Genomic DNA, 21,676 nt, shown 5'->3' on the forward strand with positions numbered 1-21,676 from the left:
TCCAAAGCTGGAAAAGGGCTCTCTTAGAGCAAACCTTCGCGCTGTGCTTTCTTACGTGCCAGTTTACGGGCACGACGGATCGCTTCAGCTTTCTCGCGCGCTTTTTTCTCGGACGGCTTTTCGAAATGTTGCTTGAGCTTCATTTCGCGGAAGACGCCTTCACGCTGCAGCTTTTTCTTCAGGGCGCGGAGCGCCTGATCGACGTTGTTGTCGCGAACACTAACCTGCATGTGGTTTTCACCACCTTTCTAATTTGAAGTTGCAAGGATTTGCAGGAGCCCGCCCTATAGCAAGTCAGCCCTGACTTGTCTATACCGTTTCATGGACCCGTCTGGACAGACGCAGAGCTGTTTTTGGGGGCGACACGCCGTTGTTCAGGCCGCTTATGAGGAGCCATTTATGTCTTATCACGAAATTCGCGACCAGTTGGTGAATGCGGCGCTGGTGCATGTGGCCTTTGACGGTTGGACGGATGCCACGTTTGACGCAGCGGTCCAGGATGCCGGGCTCGACGCAAATTTGGCCCGCGCGATTTGTCCCCGAGGTGGGGTCGATCTGGCGCTGGCGTTTCATGCGCGCGGCGATCAGCTGATGTTGGAACGCCTTCGGGCGGCGGATCTCAGCCCGTTGCGGTTTCGTGACCGGATTGCCTTGGCGGTGCGGCTTCGGCTTGAAGTGGTGGATGACAAGGAAGCAGTACGGCGTGGAACGACCTTGTTTGCGCTGCCGGGTTATGCAGCGGATGGTGCCCGGGCGATCTGGGGCACCTGTGATCTGATCTGGAACGAGCTGGGTGACGGCTCGGACGATCTGAATTGGTACACCAAACGTGGCACCTTGTCGGCGGTATATTCATCGACGGTGTTGTTTTGGCTGGGCGACGACAGCCCGGACCATCACGCAACCTGGGAGTTCCTGGACCGGCGTATTGATAACGTGATGCAGTTTGAAAAACTGAAGTCTCAGGCGCGTAAGAACCCGCTTCTGAAACCGTTTCTGGCGGGCCCGGAATGGCTGGCCAGCCAGATCCGTCGACCTCGATCGCATGATGATCTGCCAGGATCTGTGCGATCGGATTGAATCGGGGCCGCGTGCGGGCGCTGGCCGGAATGTCGGTTTTCGCGCCTCGTGTGGCGGCGAACCTGTTCAAATTGCGGGCGACCGGTGCTAGGCAGTATCCAAACAAAAGGATCCAGCCATGACACAAATGATGCGCGCCGTGGAAATTTCACAACCCGGCGGACCCGATGTTCTGAAACTGACCGAACGCCCGATACCAACAGCGGAACAGGGCCAGATCGTGATCAAGGTCGCCTATGCCGGTGTGAACCGCCCGGATGCCTTGCAGCGGGCCGGCGCTTATGCCCCACCTCCCGGAGCCAGTGATCTGCCAGGGCTTGAGGCATCGGGCGAAGTTGTGGCTGTTGGGCCGGGCGTTAGCGACTTTGTCATTGGCGATCAGGTTTGTGGCCTGTTGCCGGGTGGTGGATATGCCGAATTTGTTGCAACGCCGGCCGCGCATTGCCTGCCAATTCCTGCGGGCTTGGGCCTGAAGCAGGCTGCATGCTTGCCTGAGACGTGTTTTACGGTCTGGTCGAATGTGTTCTCACGCGGGGGGTTGACCGCCGGCGAGCGGTTTCTGGTCCATGGTGGGTCTTCAGGGATCGGGACGACGGCGATTCAGCTGGCCAACCAGCTGGGCGCGCGGGTGTTTGCCACAGCTGGGTCGGATGAAAAATGCCAGGCCTGCCTGGATTTGGGGGCGGAACGGGCAATCAACTATAAAGAAGAGGATTTTGTTGCCGTACTGAAGGCTGAAGGTGGGGCCAACCTGATTCTTGATATGGTTGGTGGGGATTATATTCCGCGCAATATCAAAACATTGGCGAACGATGGTCGGTTGGTTCAGATCGCCTTTCTGTCAGGTCCCAAGGTCGAACTCAACTTTGCTCAGATCATGACGCGTCGCCTGACCGTCACCGGATCGACCTTGCGCCCACAGAGCGACCAGGCCAAAGCTGCGATTGCTCAGGATTTGCGCGACGTGGTCTGGCCGTTGATTGAAGCGGGCAAAGTTGCGCCAGTCATGGACAGCGAGTTCGATTTGAAGGATGCAGCAGCTGCGCATTCACGGATGGAAAGCTCGGGCCATATCGGTAAAATTGTTCTGAAAGTCGCCTGACATCACACGCCCCGGATTACGCCTCGGCGGGCGATCCGGGGCGTGATCGGATGTTGGTAAGGTCAGACAACCGCTTTGCGGTACAGGTGCCATGTTGCGTGACCCAGAACAGGAAGCACCACAATGAGCCCCAACAGGATTGGGAGCGATCCCGCTGCCAGCAATACGCCGACAATCAGCCCCCAGCTCACGGTGACCAATGGGCTTTTGCGCAGCACGCGAAAGGAAGTCACCACGGCGATTGGCAATCCAATCTGGCGATCCAGAAGCAAAGGGAATGATACGAGGCTGGTGGCCAAGGCGACAATTGCAAAAATAACACCTGTTCCTGTGCCCAGAATAATCATGGCCCACCCCTGAGATGTTGTGAAAACATCATGAGCAAACATGGCGATGGAAACCGGCGGCTCCGGCCCCAGTGTCGAGGCGTATACAAATTGCGCAACGATCATCCAGATGATGAACAAGAGAGCCAGGAATAGACCCAGAACAACGATGCCGCCAAAAGATGGAGTGCGAATGATCCCAAACGCGTCCAGCCAATCCGGGTTCTCGCCAGCCTCGCGCAAGCGGCTGATCTCGTACAATCCGACGGCGGCAACCGGCCCGAGCAATGCAAATCCCATGATCATCGGTACAACCAGTGGGATCAGGTTCATGCTGAGCCCCATGGTGATCATGACCAACCCGGCCAGCGGATAGATCAGAGCGATAAAGATTACGTCAGCCCGGGCTGCCATGAAGTCTTCAAACCCGGCTCTTAACGCGTTGGTCAGGTCCTCAAACTCCAGTTTCCGGACAAGCGGGGCCGTGGTTTGATCTTTGCTGCCGATCCCTTCCATTGACGCCCCCACATGCGAGCCCGTTTCGCGCATGGCATGCGCGGTCCAGCTTGCCGGATTTCCGATCGTCTTTGCCATGTCGTGTCCTCCGTATCTGCTTGAATAAGCTGAGCCGGAATGGCCTGTCGTGGCCACGAGGCCAGCGTTCTATATATTACTATAACAGAATTTGGGGGATTTGACTTTCACTGTTTCGCGACGCCGTCCAAAGGGCGGAGGAATTTTCTTAGCTTAAGAAAATTTGCCAGAAAATTACGTAATTTTCTGGCGCGTTGGATGCTGTCCCGCGTTTGAGAGGCGTCGGCTTTTTTTGGGGGGGAATGTTCGTGAACAGGGTCAGCGCACGGGATCGAACCGAGCGTTTCCTGATCTGCAATCGCGAATGGCATCACGCCCGCAGGGAGCCGGTATCAAATCTCGGGTCAAGCAAATGCGAACTTCTTGAATGAAATTGTCTTTGCAGGTCACGGTCACCATGTCCTTCTCCATTTCCGGATTGGCCTTCAGGAACGCTTCTTCAACGACTTGAACTGGTAGGGACACCGGCTGGGTGAGCTTGCGGAATATGGGGGGGCGTTTCACCAGGCCATAGGCGTGTCGCGACAGGTTGAAATAGCTCTCGGCCGACAGCCCTGAACAGGTTCCGTGCTTTTTCCACTGATGCCAGGCCAGTCCAGAGGAGCCCATGATGTCAACCATTTCTGCGGTCATGCGCCGCGATGGGGCGGGTTCGTTGCTGCGGCAATAGCTGGGCCAGCCACGATGATATTGCGGCCACAACCCGTGCAGGATCCATCCGTAATCGTGGCGTGGATGGCATTGGTCCGCATTCCTTTGGTCCCCGTCTGTTGCACACCAATTGGGCGACCAGCTGAGCGCCAGAACGTAGTAATCAAAATCTCCGGGCTTTTCTTCCTGTGCATTTGCCGGCAGGGTCAGGCCCGCCCAGACTGCTAGAACCGTTATAAACAACCTGTGCATTCGCCTCTTTCCTTATTTGCTCGGGCCTACTATATAGGCGGGAAGTTCCCCGACAACGGAATCCAGACCCCAAGCCGGGGCAGCCTGTTTCAGGCGACAGGAAAGATGTGTTCGGGATGATGTGTATTAAGGAGATGAGCGCATGGCAAAACCGTTGATGGCCAAGGCGACCGCCGTGTGGCTGGTGGACAATACCACGATCAGCTTCAAGCAGATCGCCGATTTCGTGGGGATGCACGAGCTGGAGATTCAAGGCATTGCTGATGGCGAAGTTGCTGTTGGTGTAAAAGGCTTTGATCCGGTTGCGAACAACCAATTGACCCAGGATGAAATCGACGCTGCGCAGAGCAGCCCCCTGCACAAGCTCAAGCTGAAGTTCAATGCGGCTGCGGCTGGTGAAGAAAAGCGCCGCGGCCCGCGTTATACCCCGCTCAGCAAACGGCAGGACCGTCCGAATTCGATCTTGTGGCTGGTCAAATTCCACCCGGAACTGGCTGACGGGCAAATCGCCAAACTGGTTGGCACGACCAAGCCGACCATTCAGTCGATTCGCGAACGCACCCACTGGAACATTTCCAACATGCAGCCGATCGACCCGGTTGCATTGGGGCTGTGCAAACAATCCGAGCTGGACGCCGCCGTCCAAAAGGCCGCTGCCAAGAAGGCGGCCGAAGGTGGTGTGATGAGCGACGATGAACGCCGCAAGCTGGTGAGTACGGAGCAGTCACTGGACATGCCCGCCGAACCCAAGATCCCGACAGCGATCGAAGGTCTGGAAACCTTCTCGTTGGGCGGTGGTGCGCAGGATGACGATCAGCCCAGCCACGAACCGATTCTGGACGCGGACAGCTTCTTCAACCTTCCTGCCGGCGACGACGACGAAGACGAAGAGGAAGGCAACGGAATCGACCCACGGTTCTGATCGCGTTCCAAGCGATTTTGCCCTGAGTGTATGGGCTATTTCCAACCGAGGCCGCAATGTTTGTATTGCGGCCTTTTTTGTTCGAACGGCGCTCTTCGCTCTGCCCCGCGAAGCTTTGGGACCAGAACCAAGGTGTCGCTGAAACGTTGACACCCAGGGCCTGGCAGCGACCGGTCGCGGGGCGTGGTGAAGCCGCCCCTCAACTCCGATTACTCAAGACGTTCAATGCGCACCAGACAGGAATGCGCCGTGGGTCCCTGACCCAATTTGGACGTTCCCTTGTCCGCGCACAGCACATTTGGGTTGCCGTTTCGGCACAGGTTGGTCTCCTCATCCGGGCGATACCACGCACCGGTGCTCACCTGAACCACGCCGGGACGGATTGCATCTGACAGGATCGCACCGCACAGGCACGCACCACGATCATTGAAGACCCGGATAACATCGCCGTCTTGAATGCCCCGGTCGGCTGCGTCAGATGGATGGATCATTGCTGGCTCGTGGTGGGCGACACGGTCCGCCTGAGAAAGTGGGCCGTGATCAAGCTGGCTATGCAATTTGTTTTTGGGTTGGTTCGAAATCAGGTGGAGTTGATCGCTTTGCGCGGCACCCAACCATTCCAACGGGTCCATCCAGGTCGGATGTCCAGGGCAATCTGCGTAACCAAAACTGGCAATCTTCTCCGAGACTATTTCGATTTTGCCGCTGGGTGTTCGCAGGGGGTGCAATTCGGGATCTGCCCGGAATTTTGACAGCATGACATGGGGGGCTTGTGGCACTGGCATCTTGTGCCACCCTGTCTGGCGCAACGTGTCAAACGGCGGCAATTCGATATCGGCTCGGGTCGCTGATTGTCTGGATTTTTCGTACAGCCACCGAATCCAACTGTCTGTGTCTCGATCTTGGGAATAGGCGCTTTCTATACCCAGGTGCCGGGCAATTCCCCTGAAGATATCATAGTCGTCGCGGGCTTGGCCGGCCGGGTCCACGACCTTTTCCATCATCAACACATAAGGGTCACGGGGTGACAGCGTGATGTCGTTTCGTTCCAGTGGCGTGGTACAGGGCAGCACGATATCGGCATGTTGGGCCAGGCTGTTCCAGCACCAGTCATTGACAATCACAGTCTCAGGGCGGGCCCAGGCGCGGCGCAGACGGTTCAGGTCCTGATGATGATGAAAGGGGTTTCCACCCGCCCACCAGATCAATCTGGTGTCAGGAAAGTTGTAGCGTTTTCCGTTGTAGTCAAAATATCCACCGGGGTTTTCCAGCATGTCAGTGATCCGGGCGACGGGAATAAAGGTTTTAACCTTGTTTCGTCCCTGTGGCAGCGCCTGAAAACGGGGGGAGGGTCTTTCTAAACCTACGGTGTTGACCGCGCCATATCCAAACCCGACACCACCGCCCGGCAACCCGATTTGGCCGAGCATGGCGGCCAGAACCGTTCCCAGCCAAAAGTTCTGCTCGCCATGATCCTGACGGGTCAGCGCCCAGGCCAAAGAGATCATCGTGCGCCCCTGGGCCATGCGCCGGGCAAGATCCCGGATCGTTTCGGCGGGAAGGCCACAGATGTCCGAGGCCCAATCGGCGGTCTTTGGTATTCCGTCGGTTTCGCCGGTCAGATACGCGGCAAAGTGATCAAAGCCGACAGTGTAGCGATCCAAGAATGCCCGATCGATCAAACCTTCGCCCAGCAACACATGAGCCAGCCCGATCATCAGCGCGGCATCGGTAGATGGTCGCGGTGCCAACCAGTCGGCCCCCAAGGTTTCCATGACATCGGATCGCAAGGGCGACACATTGACGAATTCGACACCTGCCGCCTTGGCTTCCAACAGGGCAGGGCCGGTGCGATGGGCACCCAGCCCGCCTTGGCCGATCATGGCATTTTTAACGGGCAAGCCGCCAAAGGCGACCATCAGGTCACAATTTTCGATGATCGACTGCCAACTGGTTGCGTCATAGATGAATTCGGCCCCACCCAACACATGGGGCAGGATCACTTCCCCCGCGGCGAGACTGTAAGTGTTCACTGATTTGGTGAATCCGCCCAGCACATTCAGAAAACGTTTGAGATGACCCTGTGCATGGTGAAACCTCCCGGCGCTTGCCCAGCCATATGAGCCTGCGAAAATGCTTTCATTGCCGTGGGTTTTGGTGACTCTGGTCAACTCGGCGGCAACCAGTTGCTCGGCTTCTTCCCAACTGATCTCGACAAAACCATCCCTGCCACGCAAATCGCCGGCTGTTCCCGGGCCGCCATCCAGCCAACTTTTGCGTACCATCGGGGCCGTGATCCGGTCTGGTCCGTTGAGAACGCCGACATACCCCTGACCAATAGGTGACGGATCTGGATCCTCTTCAAACGGATGCAGCGCCGTTACTTCTCCATCTTGGGTCTCGACCCGGTAACAGCCCCAGTGAAAGCTGGTCAGGGGAAGGTCGGTAATGTCGGTCATTTGTCGATCCTCGGCTGGGTCTTCATGGCGGTCCCGCCCGCCTTCGATAGCGGGTTCGTGTCCATTTCGACAAGACCTGCGCGGGCAAATGGTCGGCGGGCGGGATGTGTGCGGTTGGTTCGACCGTGATGCGGTGGCCTGTCGGATGTCTCAGTAGACGCGAAAAACCGCGGGACAAAAAGTGGATTGACAATCCTGACAGATTCACTCAGTTAATGCGCATTACCTAGCCACCCCGACTGCAAAATGGGGAAGCCCTGACCTTGAAACGGAGCGGAGACATGCAGTTGGGAACGCCAATTTATCGGGTAGAGCGGGACGCGCCGCCTCTTCCGGACCCAAGAAACGCGATCCTTCGAGAGCTGATGTCCACTGTGGAAACTGCTTGTGGGCTTAATTTTGAATGGCTGTTTGATCGGCTCGAAACCCCCTCTGAGTGATCTGTATCACGCCGCAGACGCGGCAATGGACGAGAATTGAAAGGAAAGATCTGAAATGAAACGCGCCCTTTTGGCAAGCTGCGTAATACCTCTTTCGATGGCGGGGCACGCGGCCCTGGCTGAAGAGATCACCAAGGTGGCTGTTCTGGAAAACTATGCCGATATTGCGCAGGCCGGATATGCCGACAGCGCAATCACTGTGGACAATTTGCGCCGGGCCATTGCGGCGCTGGTCGATCAGCCGAATGGGATCAATCTGGCCGCTGCGCGGTCCGCCTGGATTGCGGCACGGGTGCCGTATCAACAGACCGAAGCGTTCCGGTTTGGCAATCCGATTGTCGACGAGTGGGAGGGCAAGGTAAACGCCTGGCCGCTGGACGAAGGGTTGATTGATTATGTCGCAGACGCCTATGGCGGCCCGACAGATGACAATCAACTGGCTGTGCTGAACGTGATTGCCAACCCGCGCTTCAGCCTATCGGGAACAGAGATTGATGCATCCGTGATCACGCCAGAGCTGTTGGCAACAACCCTGCACGAAGCGGATGGTGTCGAGGCCAATGTCGCCACGGGCTATCATGCCATCGAATTTCTTTTGTGGGGGCAGGACAACAATGGCCATGCTCCGGGCGCAGGGGATCGTCCCTGGACGGATTTTGCCGCTGGTGATGACTGTACGGGCGGGAATTGCGACCGCCGTGCCGATTACCTGATGGCTGCAACTGATCTGTTGGTGTCGGATCTGAACTGGATGGCCGAACAATGGGCTCAGGGGGGGGCGGCACGCACGCATCTGACCCAGACACCGGACGCCGGGATTGTTGCGATCCTGACCGGCATGGGGTCGCTGTCCTATGGCGAGCAGGCAGGTGAGCGGATGCGGCTCGGGCTGATGCTGAACGATCCGGAAGAAGAACATGACTGCTTCTCGGACAACACGCACAACAGCCACTATTACGACGGCCTGGGGATTCAGAATGTGTATCTGGGCGAATATGTCCGGGTGGACGGAACCCTGGTGTCCGGTCCTGCGGTCAGTGATTTGGTGGCTTTGGCGGACGCGGATGCGGACGCCGAATTGAAAACCAAACTGTCGGATACGATGCAGGCCCTGGCCCGGATCAAGACAGCCGCCGAATCCGGCTTTGCATATGACCAGATGCTGGAACGCGGCAATGCCGGGGGAGAGGCGTTGATCATGGGTGGGGTCAACGGGTTGACCGATCAGACCCGGTCAATTGAACGTGCGGTGACAGCCCTTGGGCTGAACCAGATCGCGGTCGAAGGGTCGGACAGCCTTGATAACCCGTCGGCTGTGTTCCAGTAGACAGCTGAGCGATCAATCCCCCGGTTTTGTGCCGGGGGACTTGCTCATTTGGTGCCGGTTTCAATGCCCTGAAAACCAGAGCCGGCTATCTGTCCTTTTCAAGGTTGAACGTCCCAAAGGTGCCTGATGCGTGAATTTCTCAAAACTGCGGCCCTGATCGTGTTGCTACCTGTTGGGTTGTGCGCCGCTGAACCAGAAGAAACCGTGCGTAACGTTGTTGAACAGCACGTACTGCCCGGGTTTTCCACACTGAGGGACCGTGCCAATGATCTGATGCGCGCCACGGACACGGGCTGTTCGGCAAAGCCTGACGGGATCAAAGCCGCCTATCATCACGCAGCGGACGCCTGGATCTCGGTCAGCCATTTGCGATTTGGCCCCAGTGAAATTGATGATCGCGCGTTTGCCATCGCCTTTTGGCCTGACACCAAAGGGTTCACCCCAAAGGTCTTGGCCAAATTGCTGGGCGCTGAGGACCCGATCGTGACAGACCCGCAGAAGTTTGCCACCCTTTCGGTTGCCGGGCGGGGGCTCTATGCGCTGGAGTATCTGCTGTATGATGAACAGCTCAGTCAGACCGGCACACCCGAGTACCGTTGTGACCTGATCCGCGCCATCGCCCACGACGTTCAACAAAACGCCACGTCCATTCAACAGGGTTGGGAATTGGAATTTGCGCGGACTTTGCTGGAACCCGGAATGGGGCAGGGACGGTACGAGACAACCGAAGACTCGTTGCAGGAACTGTTCAAGGCACTGGATACCGGCCTGCAGATAACCTCTGACATGCGGCTGGGTCGCCCGCTGGGCAGCTTTGATCGCCCCCGTCCCAAACGGGCCGAAAACTGGAGATCAGGACGGTCGCTGCAAAATGTTGTCGTTGCTTTGCAGGCCCTGCGCAATCTGGCGGGGCTTTTGGCGGCTGAGGATCCGGCGTTGGCTCTGGATCTGGGTCAAGGTTTCGCTGCGGCGATTTTGGCTGCTGAGCGGTTGAATGATCCGATATTCGCGTCGGTTGCGGATCCACAGGGACGGTTTCGGGTCGAATCCCTGAAGCAGCGCATAGACGATGTTCGCGTGGTTGTAACAACCCGATTGGGTCCGGCGCTGGGCGTTGCGGCGGGGTTCAACTCTCTGGATGGAGATTGATTTGACATCGCGCCGTGCGTTCATGATCGGAATGATGGCGACAGGACTGTGTCCAGTGCCATCCTGGGCCGAGGCTGGCAATCCCAACTATCTGGCGGCTGCGCGCCGCCCGGACGGCGGGTTTGAATTGGCCGGATTGGACGCCGCGGGAAATCGGGTGTTTCGTGTGCGGTTGCCCGACCGTGGCCATGCTGCCGCGGCACATCCCGTCCGACCAGAAGCCGTTGCCTTTGCCCGTCGGCCGGGAACCTTTGCCATCGTGCTGGATTGCCGAACCGGGCGCGAGATTGCCCGGCTAGAAACCCCAGGAGGACGGCATTTTTACGGTCACGGCAGCTTTTCCACCGACGGGCGGGTGTTGTTCACCACCGAGAATGACTTTGAGGCTGGTCAAGGTGTGATCAGCCTGTGGGATGTGACGAAAGGGTACGGACGGATCGGAGAATACCCCTCTGCCGGGGTCGGGCCGCATGACATCTGCGTGATGTCGGAAGGGGACGTCATGGTGGTGGCCAATGGCGGGATCGAAACCCATCCCGATATGGGGCGTGCCAAGTTGAACTTGCCGCTGATGCGGCCCAACCTGACCTATCTTTCGCTGGATGGAGTGGTGTTGGATCAGCTGGAATTGGCCCCGGCGTTGCACAGGAACTCGATCCGCCATCTTGCCGTGCGCGCAGACGGGTTGGTCGGCTTTGCGTTGCAATGGCAGGGGGAGGGAGGTGAATCGCCGCCGGTGTTGGCAGTGCACCACCGTCTGGGTGGCTTGGCACTGCGCCTGTTTGAGGCACCGATGCCTGAACAGCGCCGGACCAAGGGATACGCCGGGAGTATCGCATTTTCCGAAGGTGGCGATCTGGTGGGCTTTACCTCGCCACGCGGCGGGGTCCTGCATGTTTTCAATGTCACGAGCGGCGCACTGGCGGGCGCACACAGGATCCATGATGTCTGTGGGCTGAGCAGTGCCCCAAACGGGTTTCGGTATACGTCGGGGACAGGCGACATCGGCCGTGCGGGGGCGGGTGCAAAGACGCTGACCGTTGTGGCAACCCATGACTGTCAATGGGACAACCATTTGGTCCCAGTGCCCGTATGATGTTTCGCGTTTGGGAAAGAAAAGGCGCGCCAGAGGGAACCTGGCGTTGTTCGACAACCCAATGGTGACGGTCAAAGATCAGCCATAACACCCCGCCGTGCCAGACAAGGGCGCTGGCAATCCGACAGGACCGCGACCGGGCATGTGCCGCGAATTCATGGTCCTGCACCTTTCTCAATACCCAGACGCATGAACAAACGTGCTGCGGCGCACGGGTTCTGCCCCTAGGTTGCCGCCTGGACGAGACAGGGTTTTCCCAACATCTCGTCCAATTGGTCAGGTCTCGCTTGCTCAGGCCAGCAGGTCGAACACCGCGCCGCCGATCTGGATGTTGATCGAACTTTGACCGCCGCCGTCAACCAGGGCCCACATGATCTGTTCGGTGGGTTTGTAGATGACAAAGGCTTCTTGGACCGCGTCATCGCCCGACCGTTCCCCAGCGTCATTGGCGGTATGGGCAAGGTTGACCTGGAAGTCGCTGGCCGTGGCAGGTGCGCCACCCCACAAAAGGACGTCGCCTTCGGTGGACAGATAATCCTGCACCCAGTCCGACCCGTGACCTTCGACACCGACGTGAAAGAACTTGTCCGCGCCGGATCCGCCGTTGATGCGGTCATGGCCAAAGCCGCCGTTGACGAAATCATTTCCGGCCCCGCCGAATACCAGGTCGCTGAAGTTCGAACCGGTTATGACGTCATTGCCATCCTGACCCTGCAGTTCATCCACGCCCGCACCTCCGGCGATCGTGTCATTGCCGCCCTGGCCGAACACCAGATCATTGCCCGCGCCTGCGTCGATGTTGTCATTGCCGTCGCCGGCATAAACCACATCGCGCAGATCATCGTCTCCGGGGCCGCCGATGATGATGTCATCGCCGGTGCCACCATTCAGCGTATCTGCGCCAGGCCCACCATCGAGCCGGTCATTGCCCGCGTTGCCCAACAGCCGGTCGTTGTCGCCAAGCCCAAGCAGCGTGTCATTGCCATCTTCTCCAACCAGCACATCCGGATTGGGTGTGCCCGTCAGTGTCAGATCTCCGCCACCAGCCAGCGCGGTCATTTCCGCAAGAGTCAGTATGCGGTCGCTGAACTGGAATTGCTCAAAACCGGTGGCTTGATCTGTGCCTTGGGTCGATACGATGGTGAAGACGCCGTCGCTGAGCGAAACGGTTGCATCACCTGAAGCAACGTCAATACCAACCGTGTCGTTTCCGGTCCCGCCATCAAGCGTATCGTCACCCAACCCGCCAATGATAAAGTCATCGCCACCCAGACCATTCAGCACATCATTCTGCGCCGTTGCAGATCTGTTTTCCAAGAGGTTGTTCCCGGAAAGATCAAAGCTGCGCCAGGCATCCAGAACTCCGGTCACGTCTGCGGGTGTGGCCAAAATATGCCGGGCGACCAGCATGCCATCACTGAAAAAGGCGATTTCGGAGACGGTGCCTTTGACATCTCCGGCATTGGCCGGATCATTTTTGTCAAAGGTGCCGGTCAACTCGACCAGATGGTCGTTGCCGGTGCCGTTTTCAAAGAACAAGACCGTGGTTTCATCAGCGCTGGAAACTGGCCCGTTCAATTTGACCGGATCCGGGGTCGCCGTGATGGACAGGAACTTGTCTTGGAAATTGATGAAGCTGTGCCCTGCGAACCCGTCTGTAGCAATCGCTGATGCAACCATCATTGTCGGTGCTGCTGCGCCGGCACCGCTATCAACACCAGGGCCGGATACCAATGCGCCCGTAGACGGCAACGTATACGGCTCTGCGGCGTTATAGTTGACCGCATACCCCATGTCCTCGAGCGAGCCGATGGTCAACCGGCTCAGCGGCATCGGCGGGCTGTTCTCGGCATAGCCGGTCATCAGTTCCGTCCGAAAGATGTTTTCGGCCCAGTGACCGCCTGCGGTACCTGGTCCGCCCGTGGTCTCCAGCGGAACCGAGGTGGCTGACGTGCCCAGAAGCGTGCTGTATTCGCGTATTGCGTTTGCCCCAGTGTAATTGAACCCGGACTTGAGCCCCAACGTGGACCAGAGTGTGCCAAGACCCAGCACATGCCCCATTTCGTGCTCGATCACATCCTGGAGAATTCCTTTGGAAACCATGCCAGCAAGATCGGCCGAGTCGAATTGCATCATGCCGTTGAAAGGCAGGCTTGATCCGGAGCGGACGTCGCGCGGGCCTGCCTGACCCAGGATTCGACCGGGGCCGTCAATTTCAACAACCGAGGCATCAATCCGCAAGTCGTCAATCAGGCCATAGCGCGCGCTTGCCACATCCGGCAAATCGCCGGTGATGACGTCCTCCCAAACTGCAGCGGCATTCTCAAAATAGGACCGATAGGTGCTGTCTCCGGAATAGTCGATGGTGATTTCAAAGCCGGAGGTGGGCGGCGCAACTGTCGTTTCCGCGACGGACACCTTGTATGTACCGGTTCCGCTATAGGCCCCAGCTTCGACATAGTAGGTGCCCGACGTGGTCGGCGTGAATTCGATCCGGGCGTTTTGTCCCGTCCCGCCATCATCGTTGAACACGCCCGGGATCGTGGCACCGGATGCATCGTACAGACCCCGGATATAGGGATCGGTCAGCGTGCCGCCGCCTGTCGCGGTGCCTTCCAGGTCAACAACATAGGTGCGACCAGCCGTCAGGTTCATGCCGAACCAGTCCTGGTCCCCTACCGTTTCAATCGACCCGTTCGCAGTTCCGCCCGGCGAGACAGTGCCAGCGGATGTCGTGGTTTGACCAAAGTCATCTCCGGGTGTCCCGGTGCTGGTCTGGGCCAGCGACACTTTGTATGTGCCGGTGCCGTTTCCAAAGGACGCAGCAGAGACATAGTAGGTTCCGGAAGCGGTCGGTGTGAATTCTGTGAGGCTGTTACGGCCGGTGCCTCCGTCATCATTGCTGGTTCCGCCGATCAGGGCACCCGTACCGTCATAGATGCCTTGGATCAGGGGATCGGCCAATGTCCCGCCCGAGGTTGCAGCGCCTTCGAGAGAGATTTGGTATGTGTTTCCGGCAACCAGGCTGACCGCGAACCAATCTGCGTCACCTGCGGTTTCAATGTTGCCGGTCGTCGATCCACCGATCGGCAGAGCACCGCTGCCACCAGCAGTTTGTGCATAGTCGTCGGTCGTGCCCTCTTGCGAGACGGACACTTTGTAGGTGCCCGTGTTGTTCCCGAACCCGCCGGCGGCGACGAAAAAGGTTCCGCTGCTGGTCGCCGTGAACGTCAGACTGCTGTTCAGGCCGGTTCCACCATCGTCATTGGTGGTCCCTCCGATCAGGGTGCCGGCGTTGTCATGCAATCCACGGATGTATGTATCCGACAATGTGCCGCCACCGGTTGGGCTACCTTCGAGGTCGAATTGGTAGAGGCGGCCGGACACCAGGTTCACTGCAAACCAATCGACGTCACCGTCAGTTTCGATATTCCCGGTCGAAGATCCACCGACCGAGACCGCGCCGGTTGTGCCAGTAGTGCTGGCGAAATCATCCAGTGGCGATGTATCCGCGGTCACGGACAGGGAATAGGTGCCTTCGTTGCTGGAGAACGCACCGACATCAATAAAATATGTGCCCGCAGCGGTCGGTGTAAAGTCCAGTTGGCTGTTCAGGCCGATCCCGCCATCGTCATTGGCGGTCCCGCCGATCAGGTTGCCAGCACTGTCACGCAGCCCATACAGAAGGGTATCGGACAATGTGCCCATATCCGTCGGCGCACCTTCCAGATCAAAGCGGTACTCGCGCCCGGCTTCCAGTGTGACCGAGAACCAATCATGATCGCCCGAGTCTTCGATTGCGCCCGTCACGGAGCCATTGACCGCGACCGAACCTGTTGTCCCGGTGTTATCCGCGAAATCGTCGGATGCCCCCAGATCTTCGACCTGGAGCCGATAACTGCCCGTGCTCGTGCCAAACGCAGAAGCGGCAATAAAGAACTGGCCGGTTGTGTCAGGGGTGAATTCCAACAAGCTGTCGAGGCCGCTGCCGCCGTCATCATTGCTGGTGCCCGGCAGCTTGACGCCGGATGCGTCAAATATCCCATCCAGCAGCGGATCCCCCAAGGTCCCTCCGCCCGAATATGCCCCTTCCAGGGCGATCCGATAGGTATGCCCCGCCACCATATCCGCGACAAACCAATCGGTGTCGCCGGATTCTTCTATGACGCCATGGGTCACACCGGTATCCGGAATTGTCCCGGCCGATCCAGCGTCAGAGCCGAAGTCATCGGCGCTGCCATTGTCGGCGACGGAGAGCGAATAGGTTCCGGTTGCCGACCCAAAGGCACCGGCGGCAATGAAATACGTCCCATCGCTGTCCGGAACAAAAGTGACCTGACTGTTCAGGCCGCTGCCGCTGTCATCATTGCTGGTCGATGGGATCAGCGATCCGTCGGACGTATGGATCCCGCGCAGGAACGGGTCAGGCAGTGTGCCGTCTCCCGTTGGATTGCCCTGAAGATCAATGACGTATTCCCGACCTGCCTGAAGATCGACCGCGAACCAATCGGTGTCCGAACCTTCTTCGATCACCCCGGTCACGCTTCCTCCGACCACGGCCGCCCCGGCAGTACCAGTTGTGTCGCCAAAGTCGTCGGTGGACCCCAAGTTTGTCACTTCAACTGTATATGTGCCCGTGTTGCTGCCGAACGCGCCCGCAGCAATGTAATAGGTACCTGCCGATGGGGCGGTGAATTCCAGAAGACTGTTGAGGTTTTCTCCTCCGTCATCGTTCGCCGAGGACGGAATGAGGGTTTCGGACGCATCATAAACACCGCGTAGATACGGGTCGCTAAGAGTCCCGTCGCTGGTCGGTGCGCCGCGCACCTCGATGCGGTATTCTTGGCCGGCTGCCAGATCAACGGAGAACCAGTCCGTATCATTGGCATCTTCGATGTTTCCTGTCGCCGTTCCATCAACTGCGACTGCACCTGCCGAAGCGGCGGAGTCGGAATAGTCGTCGAGGCTGCCCAAATCGTCTACCGACACCGTGTAGCTTCCGGTATTTCCCCCAAACGCACCTGCTGAGACAAAGAATGTGCCAGTCTCCGTCGCGGTGAAGGTCAGGCTGCTGTTGAGGCCATCGCCACCGTCGTCATTGGTTGATCCCGGTAGCAGCGCGCCGCTGGAGTCATGAATGCCCCGCAAATAGGGATCTGGCAAAGATCCATCATCGGTCGGCGTCCCCCGTACTTCCACGCGGTAATCCCGGCCTGCAACCATTTCGACCGCAAACCAATCCTGATCACCGCCGTCTTCGATCGTGCCCACTGCTGTTCCGCCAATGGGGATAATGGCGGTTGTTTCGGGCGTCGCCGGGTGGTCATCTAGCGACCCGATGTCTTCGACCAGAACCGTGTAAGTGCCTATGTTGCCGCCAAAAGCACCGGCGGACACATAGTATGTTCCGGTTTCTGTCGCGGTGAATTCCAACAGGCTGTTCAGGCCATCGCCACCGTCATCATTTGTCGTTGACGGCAACAGCTCGCCCGTTTGCGAATGAACACCACGCAGATACGGATCAGACAGAGTGCCATTGTCGGTCGGCGCGCCGCGCACCTCGATCCGGACGCTGCGCCCAGCCTCCAATTCGACGGCGAACCAGTCCAGGTCACCAACTTCGTCGATTTGACCCGTCGCCGTACCGCCGACAGTCACTGTTCCTGTGGTTCCGGTATTGTCGCTGAAATCATCGAGGCTTCCCAAATCGGTCAAGGACAGATTGTAGGTGCCGATCGAATTTCCAAAACCGCCGGCTGACAGGAAATACTGTCCGCTGCTGGGGGCGGTGAATTCAAGCAGGCTGTTCAGTCCAGGTCCACCGTCATCATTGGTTGTTCCGGGCAGCAGGCTACCCGATGAATTGTATATGCCTCGAAAATAGGGATCACTGAGCGTACCGGACAATCCCGAACCGTTCAGTTCGATCTGATATGTACGTCCACCCACCAGGTTGGCAGAGAACCAATCCTGGTCACCCGAGGTTTCGATGTTCCCGGGAGCGGTTCCGCCAATGGAAACGGACCCAGATGTCGCAATTGATGCAGGAAAGTCGTCAGGCATAATATTCTTCTCCCTTGATATTCAGATGCCCTGTGGGGCGCGTGTATTCCAACCTTGCAAGCCCAATTCGCCAAAAGGCTTTCGTTCAATGAATGATGCCAATTGCCAGCAGTCGACCAAAGGTAACATCATCTATGTATCCGGTTACAGGAAACATCGAATCCTCCTGAAATGCCCGAATGGCGTTTCGCGTGTCTTGATCGAACTGCCCATCCACCGTGCCAACACGAAGCCCAAGCCCAGCAAGCGTTTGTTCAATGCCTGCGCGGGTGTTTTCTTCCAGTTTCAGATCGCGCTCTTGGCGCTTTGCTTGGGTTGTTTGGTTTTGTGCTTTGCTCATGGCGGGCACCAGATTGTTCGATTTTGCAGTGTCGGTTGGTTGAAACCACCCAGATTGACAAAAACTGTGAACGGAGGGACGTGGCGTGACCAAATGATCGGGCGGCAAATGAGTGCAGCTTATCGAAAGACTGATTGCCGAAATCCAGTTGATCACGCGCTGCTCCTTTTCAAAGGGCGCTTTCATATTCCAATATTGTTATAATATGTAATTGCCGCTTTGATCCAGATCATTCTAGTTTTTCCAAGGGTGTCAGCCGCGCATAGGTGGCCTGGGCTAAAGCGGGGCCACGAGGCCCTGTCCCGGCATCGCTGCAATGCAGCAGAAGAAATTCACCAACTCTGCATGAAATCGTCTGAACGTGCATGATATTTGGTGATCGGATTAGTATCGGTTGTAAAACGCCAACACCGGAGCCGACGCCCATGCATTTTGGTTTGACTGAAGAACAGGAGATGATCATCTCCACCACGCGCAGCTTTGTCGAAAAAGAGCTGTATCCGCATGAAGCTGAAATCGAGCGGACAGGGCATCTGGACATGGATGTTGTGCGCGAGATTCAGGCCAAGGCCATGGAGGCGGGCCTGTATGCTGCCAACATGCCAGAGGACGTCGGGGGGGCCGGGCTCGATACGCTCAGCTGGCTGATGTATGAAAAGGAACTGGGCCGCGCGAACTATGCGCTGCATTGGACCGCGGTGGCGCGCCCATCGAATATTCTGATGGCCGGTACGGACGAGCAGAAAGAAAAATACCTGTACCCCTGTATGAAGGGCGAAAAATGGGATTGTCTGGCCATGACCGAGCCGGGTGCCGGATCGGATTTGCGCGGCATGACGGCCACGGCGCGCCAGGACGGCGATGATTTCATCCTGAACGGCACCAAACATTTCATCAGTCACGCCGATATTGCCGATTTCTCGATCGTGTTCATGGCGACCGGCGAAGAGGACACCCCGCGCGGAAAGAAGAAGCTGATCACCGCGTTTTTTGTCGACAAAGGTACGCCTGGATTCTCGGTGCGCGATGGGTATCAGAATGTCAGCCATCGCGGTTACACCAACGCGGTGTTGGAATTTGACGACTGCCGGATCCCGAGATCGCAGATGCTGGGCGAAGTGCACAAAGGGTTCGACGTGGCGAACACCTGGCTTGGCGCTACGCGCCTGCAGGTGGCGGCGACCTGTCTGGGGCGGGCCGAGCGCGCCTTGCAGCACGCGGTCGAATATTCCGCCGAGCGCAAGCAATTTGGTCAACAGATCGGCAAATTCCAGGGCGTCTCCTTCAAACTCGCCGACATGGCTCTGGAACTGAAGGCCGCCAACCTGCTGACATGGGACGCGGGTTGGAAGTTCGATCAGGGCACGGTCACCGAATCTGATATGTCGATGGCGAAACTCAAGGCGACCGAGATGCTGGCATTTGTCGCGGACGAAGCCATTCAGATCCACGGCGGTATGGGATTGATGGACGAATTGCCATTGGAGCGGATCTGGCGTGATGCACGGGTGGAACGGATCTGGGAAGGCACCAGCGAGATCCAGCGCCACATCATCAGTCGCGAATTGTTGCGGCCGCTGGGTGGATGAATGGGGGTCATAGCCGCGTCAGGGCGCGACGCCTTCGGTGGGGAATTTTGGAACTCAAAGAAGGGGGATGGTCAGATCCAGCCCCCGGAGTTTCAAACTGCAACCAAAGGCCCGTTCCTGGTGCAGCCATCGGCATCCCCACCCGTTCCGCCCACACATCGTGGCCGATCTTGGTCAAGAACATCTTACCTCTACTGGTCAAAAATATCCCCGTCTGAGGTATCCCTGCATTCGGCTTTGCGGAGGTTTTAAAATGACGCATGACCTGTCTCGACTGTTCCGGCCCGAAACCATCGCCGTCATCGGTGGCGGTGCCTGGTGCCGTCTGGTGATCGAGCAATGCCGCAAGATGGGGTTTCAGGGCGATATCTGGCCTGTTCATCCCAAGGCCGAGGAAATGGCTGGCCTGCCGGTTTATGCCCACATCGAAGACTTGCCCGCTGCACCGGATGCCTCCTTTATTGGAGTGAACCGCTTTGTCACTGTCGAGGCGGTTCGCCTGCTGTCTGAGCGAGGAGCCGGGGGGGCGGTGTGTTTCGCTTCGGGATTCCTGGAAGCTCAAGCCGAAGACGCCGAAGGCGCAGACCTGCAGCAACAGTTGCTGACTGCGGCCGGTGATATGCCCATCCTGGGGCCAAACTGCTATGGGTTTGTGAATTACCTGGACGGGGCGCTGCTTTGGCCGGATCAGCACGGCGGGCATCGTACCGACAAAGGTGTCGCGCTGGTCACGCAAAGCTCGAATATTGCCATTAACCTGACCATGCAAAGCCGTGGCTTGCCGGTGGCCTATGTGGTCACGGCGGGAAATCAGGCGCAATCCGGGATGGCTGCGATCGGCGAGGCGTTGTTGGCAGATGACAGGGTGACGGCGCTGGGTCTGCACATCGAGGGCTTTGGTGACCTGCGTGCGTTCGAGGCACTGGCCGTGCGGGCGCGGGAGCTGGGCAAATCCATCGTGGCGCTCAAAGTTGGCCGCTCGGCCGAAGCTCGGGCCGCAACGGTCTCCCATACCGCTTCACTCGCGGGGGGGGATGCGGGGGCCGAGGCCCTGCTCGCGCGTCTCGGGATCCCGCGAGTGGATGACTTACCGACGTTTCTGGAAACGTTGAAGCTGTTGCATGTGGTGGGCCGTTTGCCGTCGCACCGCATTGCCACGATCAGCTGTTCTGGGGGCGAGGCCAGCCTGGCCGCGGACACCGGGCATATGCGAGACGTCGAATTTCCGGCGCTGAATGATCGGCAGAAGACGGATTTGCGGGCGGCATTGGGACCGATGGTGGCCCTGGCGAACCCGCTGGATTATCATACCTATATCTGGCGCGACACGGATGCGATGACCCGGGCCTTTTCGGCCATGGTCGATCCGCAATTGGCCATGACCATGTTGATCGTCGATTTCCCGCGCGCAGACAGGTGCGATCCCGATGATTGGGAATGTACCATTCAGTCGGCGATTCGGACCCGGCAGGACACAGGCGGCAATCTGGCAATGGTCGCCAGCCTGCCTGAATTGATGCCCGAAGCGGTGGCAGACCGGTTGATCGGCGCCGGCGTTGTGCCTTTTTCTGGCTTGACCGAGGCGATCTCTGCCTGTGCCGTGGCAAGCCAACAGCCCCCTCCCAATCCCGAACCGCTGTTGCTGCCGACCCCAACGATTGATCCCGATCTGATCCCTGAAGCCGAAGCAAAGAAGCGTCTGGCCTGGCATGGGCTGCGCACTCCGAACTTTCGGCGTGTGACGTCTCCTGGTGCTGCACGCGCGGCGGCGGCAGACATCGGTTTCCCGGTTGTGCTCAAGGGCGAAGGGGTCGCGCACAAAACCGAAGCCGGGGCCGTTGCCTTGAACCTGATGTCAGGACAGGCGGTGCGTGACGCCGCTGATGCGATGCCTGCCGACAGCTTTCTGATCGAAGAGATGGTGACGGGCGCAGTGGCCGAAGTGTTGATTGGCGTGGTCAAGGACCCCGCGCATGGGTTTGTGATGACGTTGGCGGCGGGTGGCACCCTTACCGAACTGATGGACGACAGCGCGTCGTTCCTGTTGCCCGCGTCGGATCTGGACATCGACACAGCCCTGAACAGTCTGCGCATGTCCAGGCTTCTTGACGGATACCGCGGGGCTCCGGCGGCGGACAGGCCTGCCATTTTGCGCGCGATCCGGGCGGTCGAGGCCTATGTGCTGGCAAATGCGCAAGGATTGGAAGAAATTGAAATCAACCCGCTGCTGTGTACGCCAACCGATGCGGTGGCAGCGGATGCCCTGATGCGACGGAAGGATTGAAA

At 58.3% G+C, this 21,676-nt stretch carries 14 protein-coding genes; 8 read left to right on the plus strand and 6 right to left on the minus strand.

Annotated features, from left to right (window positions below; all coding sequences use genetic code 11):
- Positions 1-23 precede the first annotated feature (23 nt).
- Complete coding sequence (gene rpsU, locus QEZ52_RS04440; RefSeq protein ID WP_005614280.1) at positions 24-230, minus strand: 30S ribosomal protein S21; 207 nt, start codon at positions 228-230, stop codon at positions 24-26.
- A gap of 169 nt (positions 231-399) precedes the next feature.
- Between rpsU and QEZ52_RS04445 the strand changes: the two genes are divergently transcribed.
- Positions 400-1,080, plus strand: a complete 681-nt coding sequence (locus QEZ52_RS04445) for a COQ9 family protein (protein WP_406648252.1) — start codon at positions 400-402, stop codon at positions 1,078-1,080.
- 118 nt (positions 1,081-1,198) lie between these two features.
- Entirely contained in the window at positions 1,199-2,182 is a 984-nt protein-coding gene (locus QEZ52_RS04450) for an NAD(P)H-quinone oxidoreductase (protein WP_406648253.1), read from the plus strand.
- 62 nt (positions 2,183-2,244) lie between these two features.
- Here the strand turns inward: QEZ52_RS04450 and QEZ52_RS04455 are convergent, their stop codons facing one another.
- A complete protein-coding gene (locus QEZ52_RS04455) occupies positions 2,245-3,102 on the minus strand; it encodes a DUF2189 domain-containing protein (protein ID WP_406648254.1) in 858 nt (285 codons plus the stop codon).
- 258 nt (positions 3,103-3,360) lie between these two features.
- Positions 3,361-4,005, minus strand: coding sequence for a ribonuclease T2 family protein (locus QEZ52_RS04460; protein WP_406648255.1), 645 nt, complete (start codon positions 4,003-4,005; stop codon positions 3,361-3,363).
- 142 nt (positions 4,006-4,147) lie between these two features.
- Between QEZ52_RS04460 and QEZ52_RS04465 the strand changes: the two genes are divergently transcribed.
- Positions 4,148-4,927, plus strand: a complete 780-nt coding sequence (locus QEZ52_RS04465) for a DUF1013 domain-containing protein (protein WP_406648256.1) — start codon at positions 4,148-4,150, stop codon at positions 4,925-4,927.
- Between the two features lie 209 nt (positions 4,928-5,136).
- Here QEZ52_RS04465 and QEZ52_RS04470 read toward each other — a convergent pair whose 3' ends face one another.
- The gene (locus QEZ52_RS04470; protein WP_406648258.1) at positions 5,137-7,386 is read right to left on the minus strand and encodes a molybdopterin guanine dinucleotide-containing S/N-oxide reductase; all 2,250 of its coding nucleotides are present in this window, start codon (positions 7,384-7,386) and stop codon (positions 5,137-5,139) included.
- Between the two features lie 495 nt (positions 7,387-7,881).
- Between QEZ52_RS04470 and QEZ52_RS04475 the strand changes: the two genes are divergently transcribed.
- The 3 genes from QEZ52_RS04475 to QEZ52_RS04485 all read left to right on the plus strand — a co-directional run bounded on the left by QEZ52_RS04475 (position 7,882) and on the right by QEZ52_RS04485 (position 11,398).
- Positions 7,882-9,153, plus strand: a complete 1,272-nt coding sequence (locus QEZ52_RS04475; RefSeq protein ID WP_406648259.1) for an imelysin family protein — start codon at positions 7,882-7,884, stop codon at positions 9,151-9,153.
- A 126-nt stretch (positions 9,154-9,279) separates the two neighbouring features.
- Entirely contained in the window at positions 9,280-10,302 is a 1,023-nt protein-coding gene (locus tag QEZ52_RS04480; protein ID WP_406648260.1) for an imelysin family protein, read from the plus strand.
- A 1-nt stretch (position 10,303) separates the two neighbouring features.
- Positions 10,304-11,398 (plus strand): DUF1513 domain-containing protein, encoded by a 1,095-nt coding sequence (locus QEZ52_RS04485; RefSeq protein ID WP_406648261.1) that lies wholly within the window; start codon positions 10,304-10,306, stop codon positions 11,396-11,398.
- Between the two features lie 291 nt (positions 11,399-11,689).
- Here the strand turns inward: QEZ52_RS04485 and QEZ52_RS04490 are convergent, their stop codons facing one another.
- Positions 11,690-17,461 (minus strand): pre-peptidase C-terminal domain-containing protein, encoded by a 5,772-nt coding sequence (locus QEZ52_RS04490; RefSeq protein ID WP_406648262.1) that lies wholly within the window; start codon positions 17,459-17,461, stop codon positions 11,690-11,692.
- Positions 17,462-17,546: 85 nt separating this feature from the next.
- Positions 17,547-17,957, minus strand: coding sequence for a peptidoglycan-binding protein (locus QEZ52_RS04495; RefSeq protein WP_406648263.1), 411 nt, complete (start codon positions 17,955-17,957; stop codon positions 17,547-17,549).
- 269 nt (positions 17,958-18,226) lie between these two features.
- Between QEZ52_RS04495 and QEZ52_RS04500 the strand changes: the two genes are divergently transcribed.
- Together QEZ52_RS04500 and QEZ52_RS04505 are read left to right on the plus strand one after the other, a co-directional pair.
- Positions 18,227-19,390: an acyl-CoA dehydrogenase family protein gene (locus QEZ52_RS04500; protein ID WP_406648264.1), complete on the plus strand. Its 1,164-nt coding sequence runs from the start codon at positions 18,227-18,229 to the stop codon at positions 19,388-19,390.
- Positions 19,391-19,643: 253 nt separating this feature from the next.
- Positions 19,644-21,674, plus strand: a complete 2,031-nt coding sequence (locus QEZ52_RS04505) for an acetate--CoA ligase family protein (RefSeq protein ID WP_406648265.1) — start codon at positions 19,644-19,646, stop codon at positions 21,672-21,674.
- The last annotated feature ends 2 nt before the right edge of the window (positions 21,675-21,676 follow it).

Origin of the sequence: Aliisedimentitalea scapharcae (assembly GCF_045277565.1) — a bacterium.
GTDB classification, from domain to species: domain Bacteria; phylum Pseudomonadota; class Alphaproteobacteria; order Rhodobacterales; family Rhodobacteraceae; genus Aliisedimentitalea; species Aliisedimentitalea scapharcae.

Coding starts and splice junctions, on each gene's coding strand:
- QEZ52_RS04500 (WP_406648264.1), top strand. CDS start 18,227: ATGCATTTTGGTTTGACTGAAGAACAGGAGATGATCATCTCCACCACG.
- QEZ52_RS04455 (WP_406648254.1), bottom strand. CDS start 3,102: ATGGCAAAGACGATCGGAAATCCGGCAAGCTGGACCGCGCATGCCATG.
- QEZ52_RS04460 (WP_406648255.1), bottom strand. CDS start 4,005: ATGCACAGGTTGTTTATAACGGTTCTAGCAGTCTGGGCGGGCCTGACC.
- QEZ52_RS04505 (WP_406648265.1), top strand. CDS start 19,644: ATGACGCATGACCTGTCTCGACTGTTCCGGCCCGAAACCATCGCCGTC.
- QEZ52_RS04480 (WP_406648260.1), top strand. CDS start 9,280: ATGCGTGAATTTCTCAAAACTGCGGCCCTGATCGTGTTGCTACCTGTT.
- QEZ52_RS04470 (WP_406648258.1), bottom strand. CDS start 7,386: ATGACCGACATTACCGACCTTCCCCTGACCAGCTTTCACTGGGGCTGT.
- QEZ52_RS04465 (WP_406648256.1), top strand. CDS start 4,148: ATGGCAAAACCGTTGATGGCCAAGGCGACCGCCGTGTGGCTGGTGGAC.
- rpsU (WP_005614280.1), bottom strand. CDS start 230: ATGCAGGTTAGTGTTCGCGACAACAACGTCGATCAGGCGCTCCGCGCC.
- QEZ52_RS04450 (WP_406648253.1), top strand. CDS start 1,199: ATGACACAAATGATGCGCGCCGTGGAAATTTCACAACCCGGCGGACCC.
- QEZ52_RS04475 (WP_406648259.1), top strand. CDS start 7,882: ATGAAACGCGCCCTTTTGGCAAGCTGCGTAATACCTCTTTCGATGGCG.
- QEZ52_RS04490 (WP_406648262.1), bottom strand. CDS start 17,461: ATGCCTGACGACTTTCCTGCATCAATTGCGACATCTGGGTCCGTTTCC.
- QEZ52_RS04445 (WP_406648252.1), top strand. CDS start 400: ATGTCTTATCACGAAATTCGCGACCAGTTGGTGAATGCGGCGCTGGTG.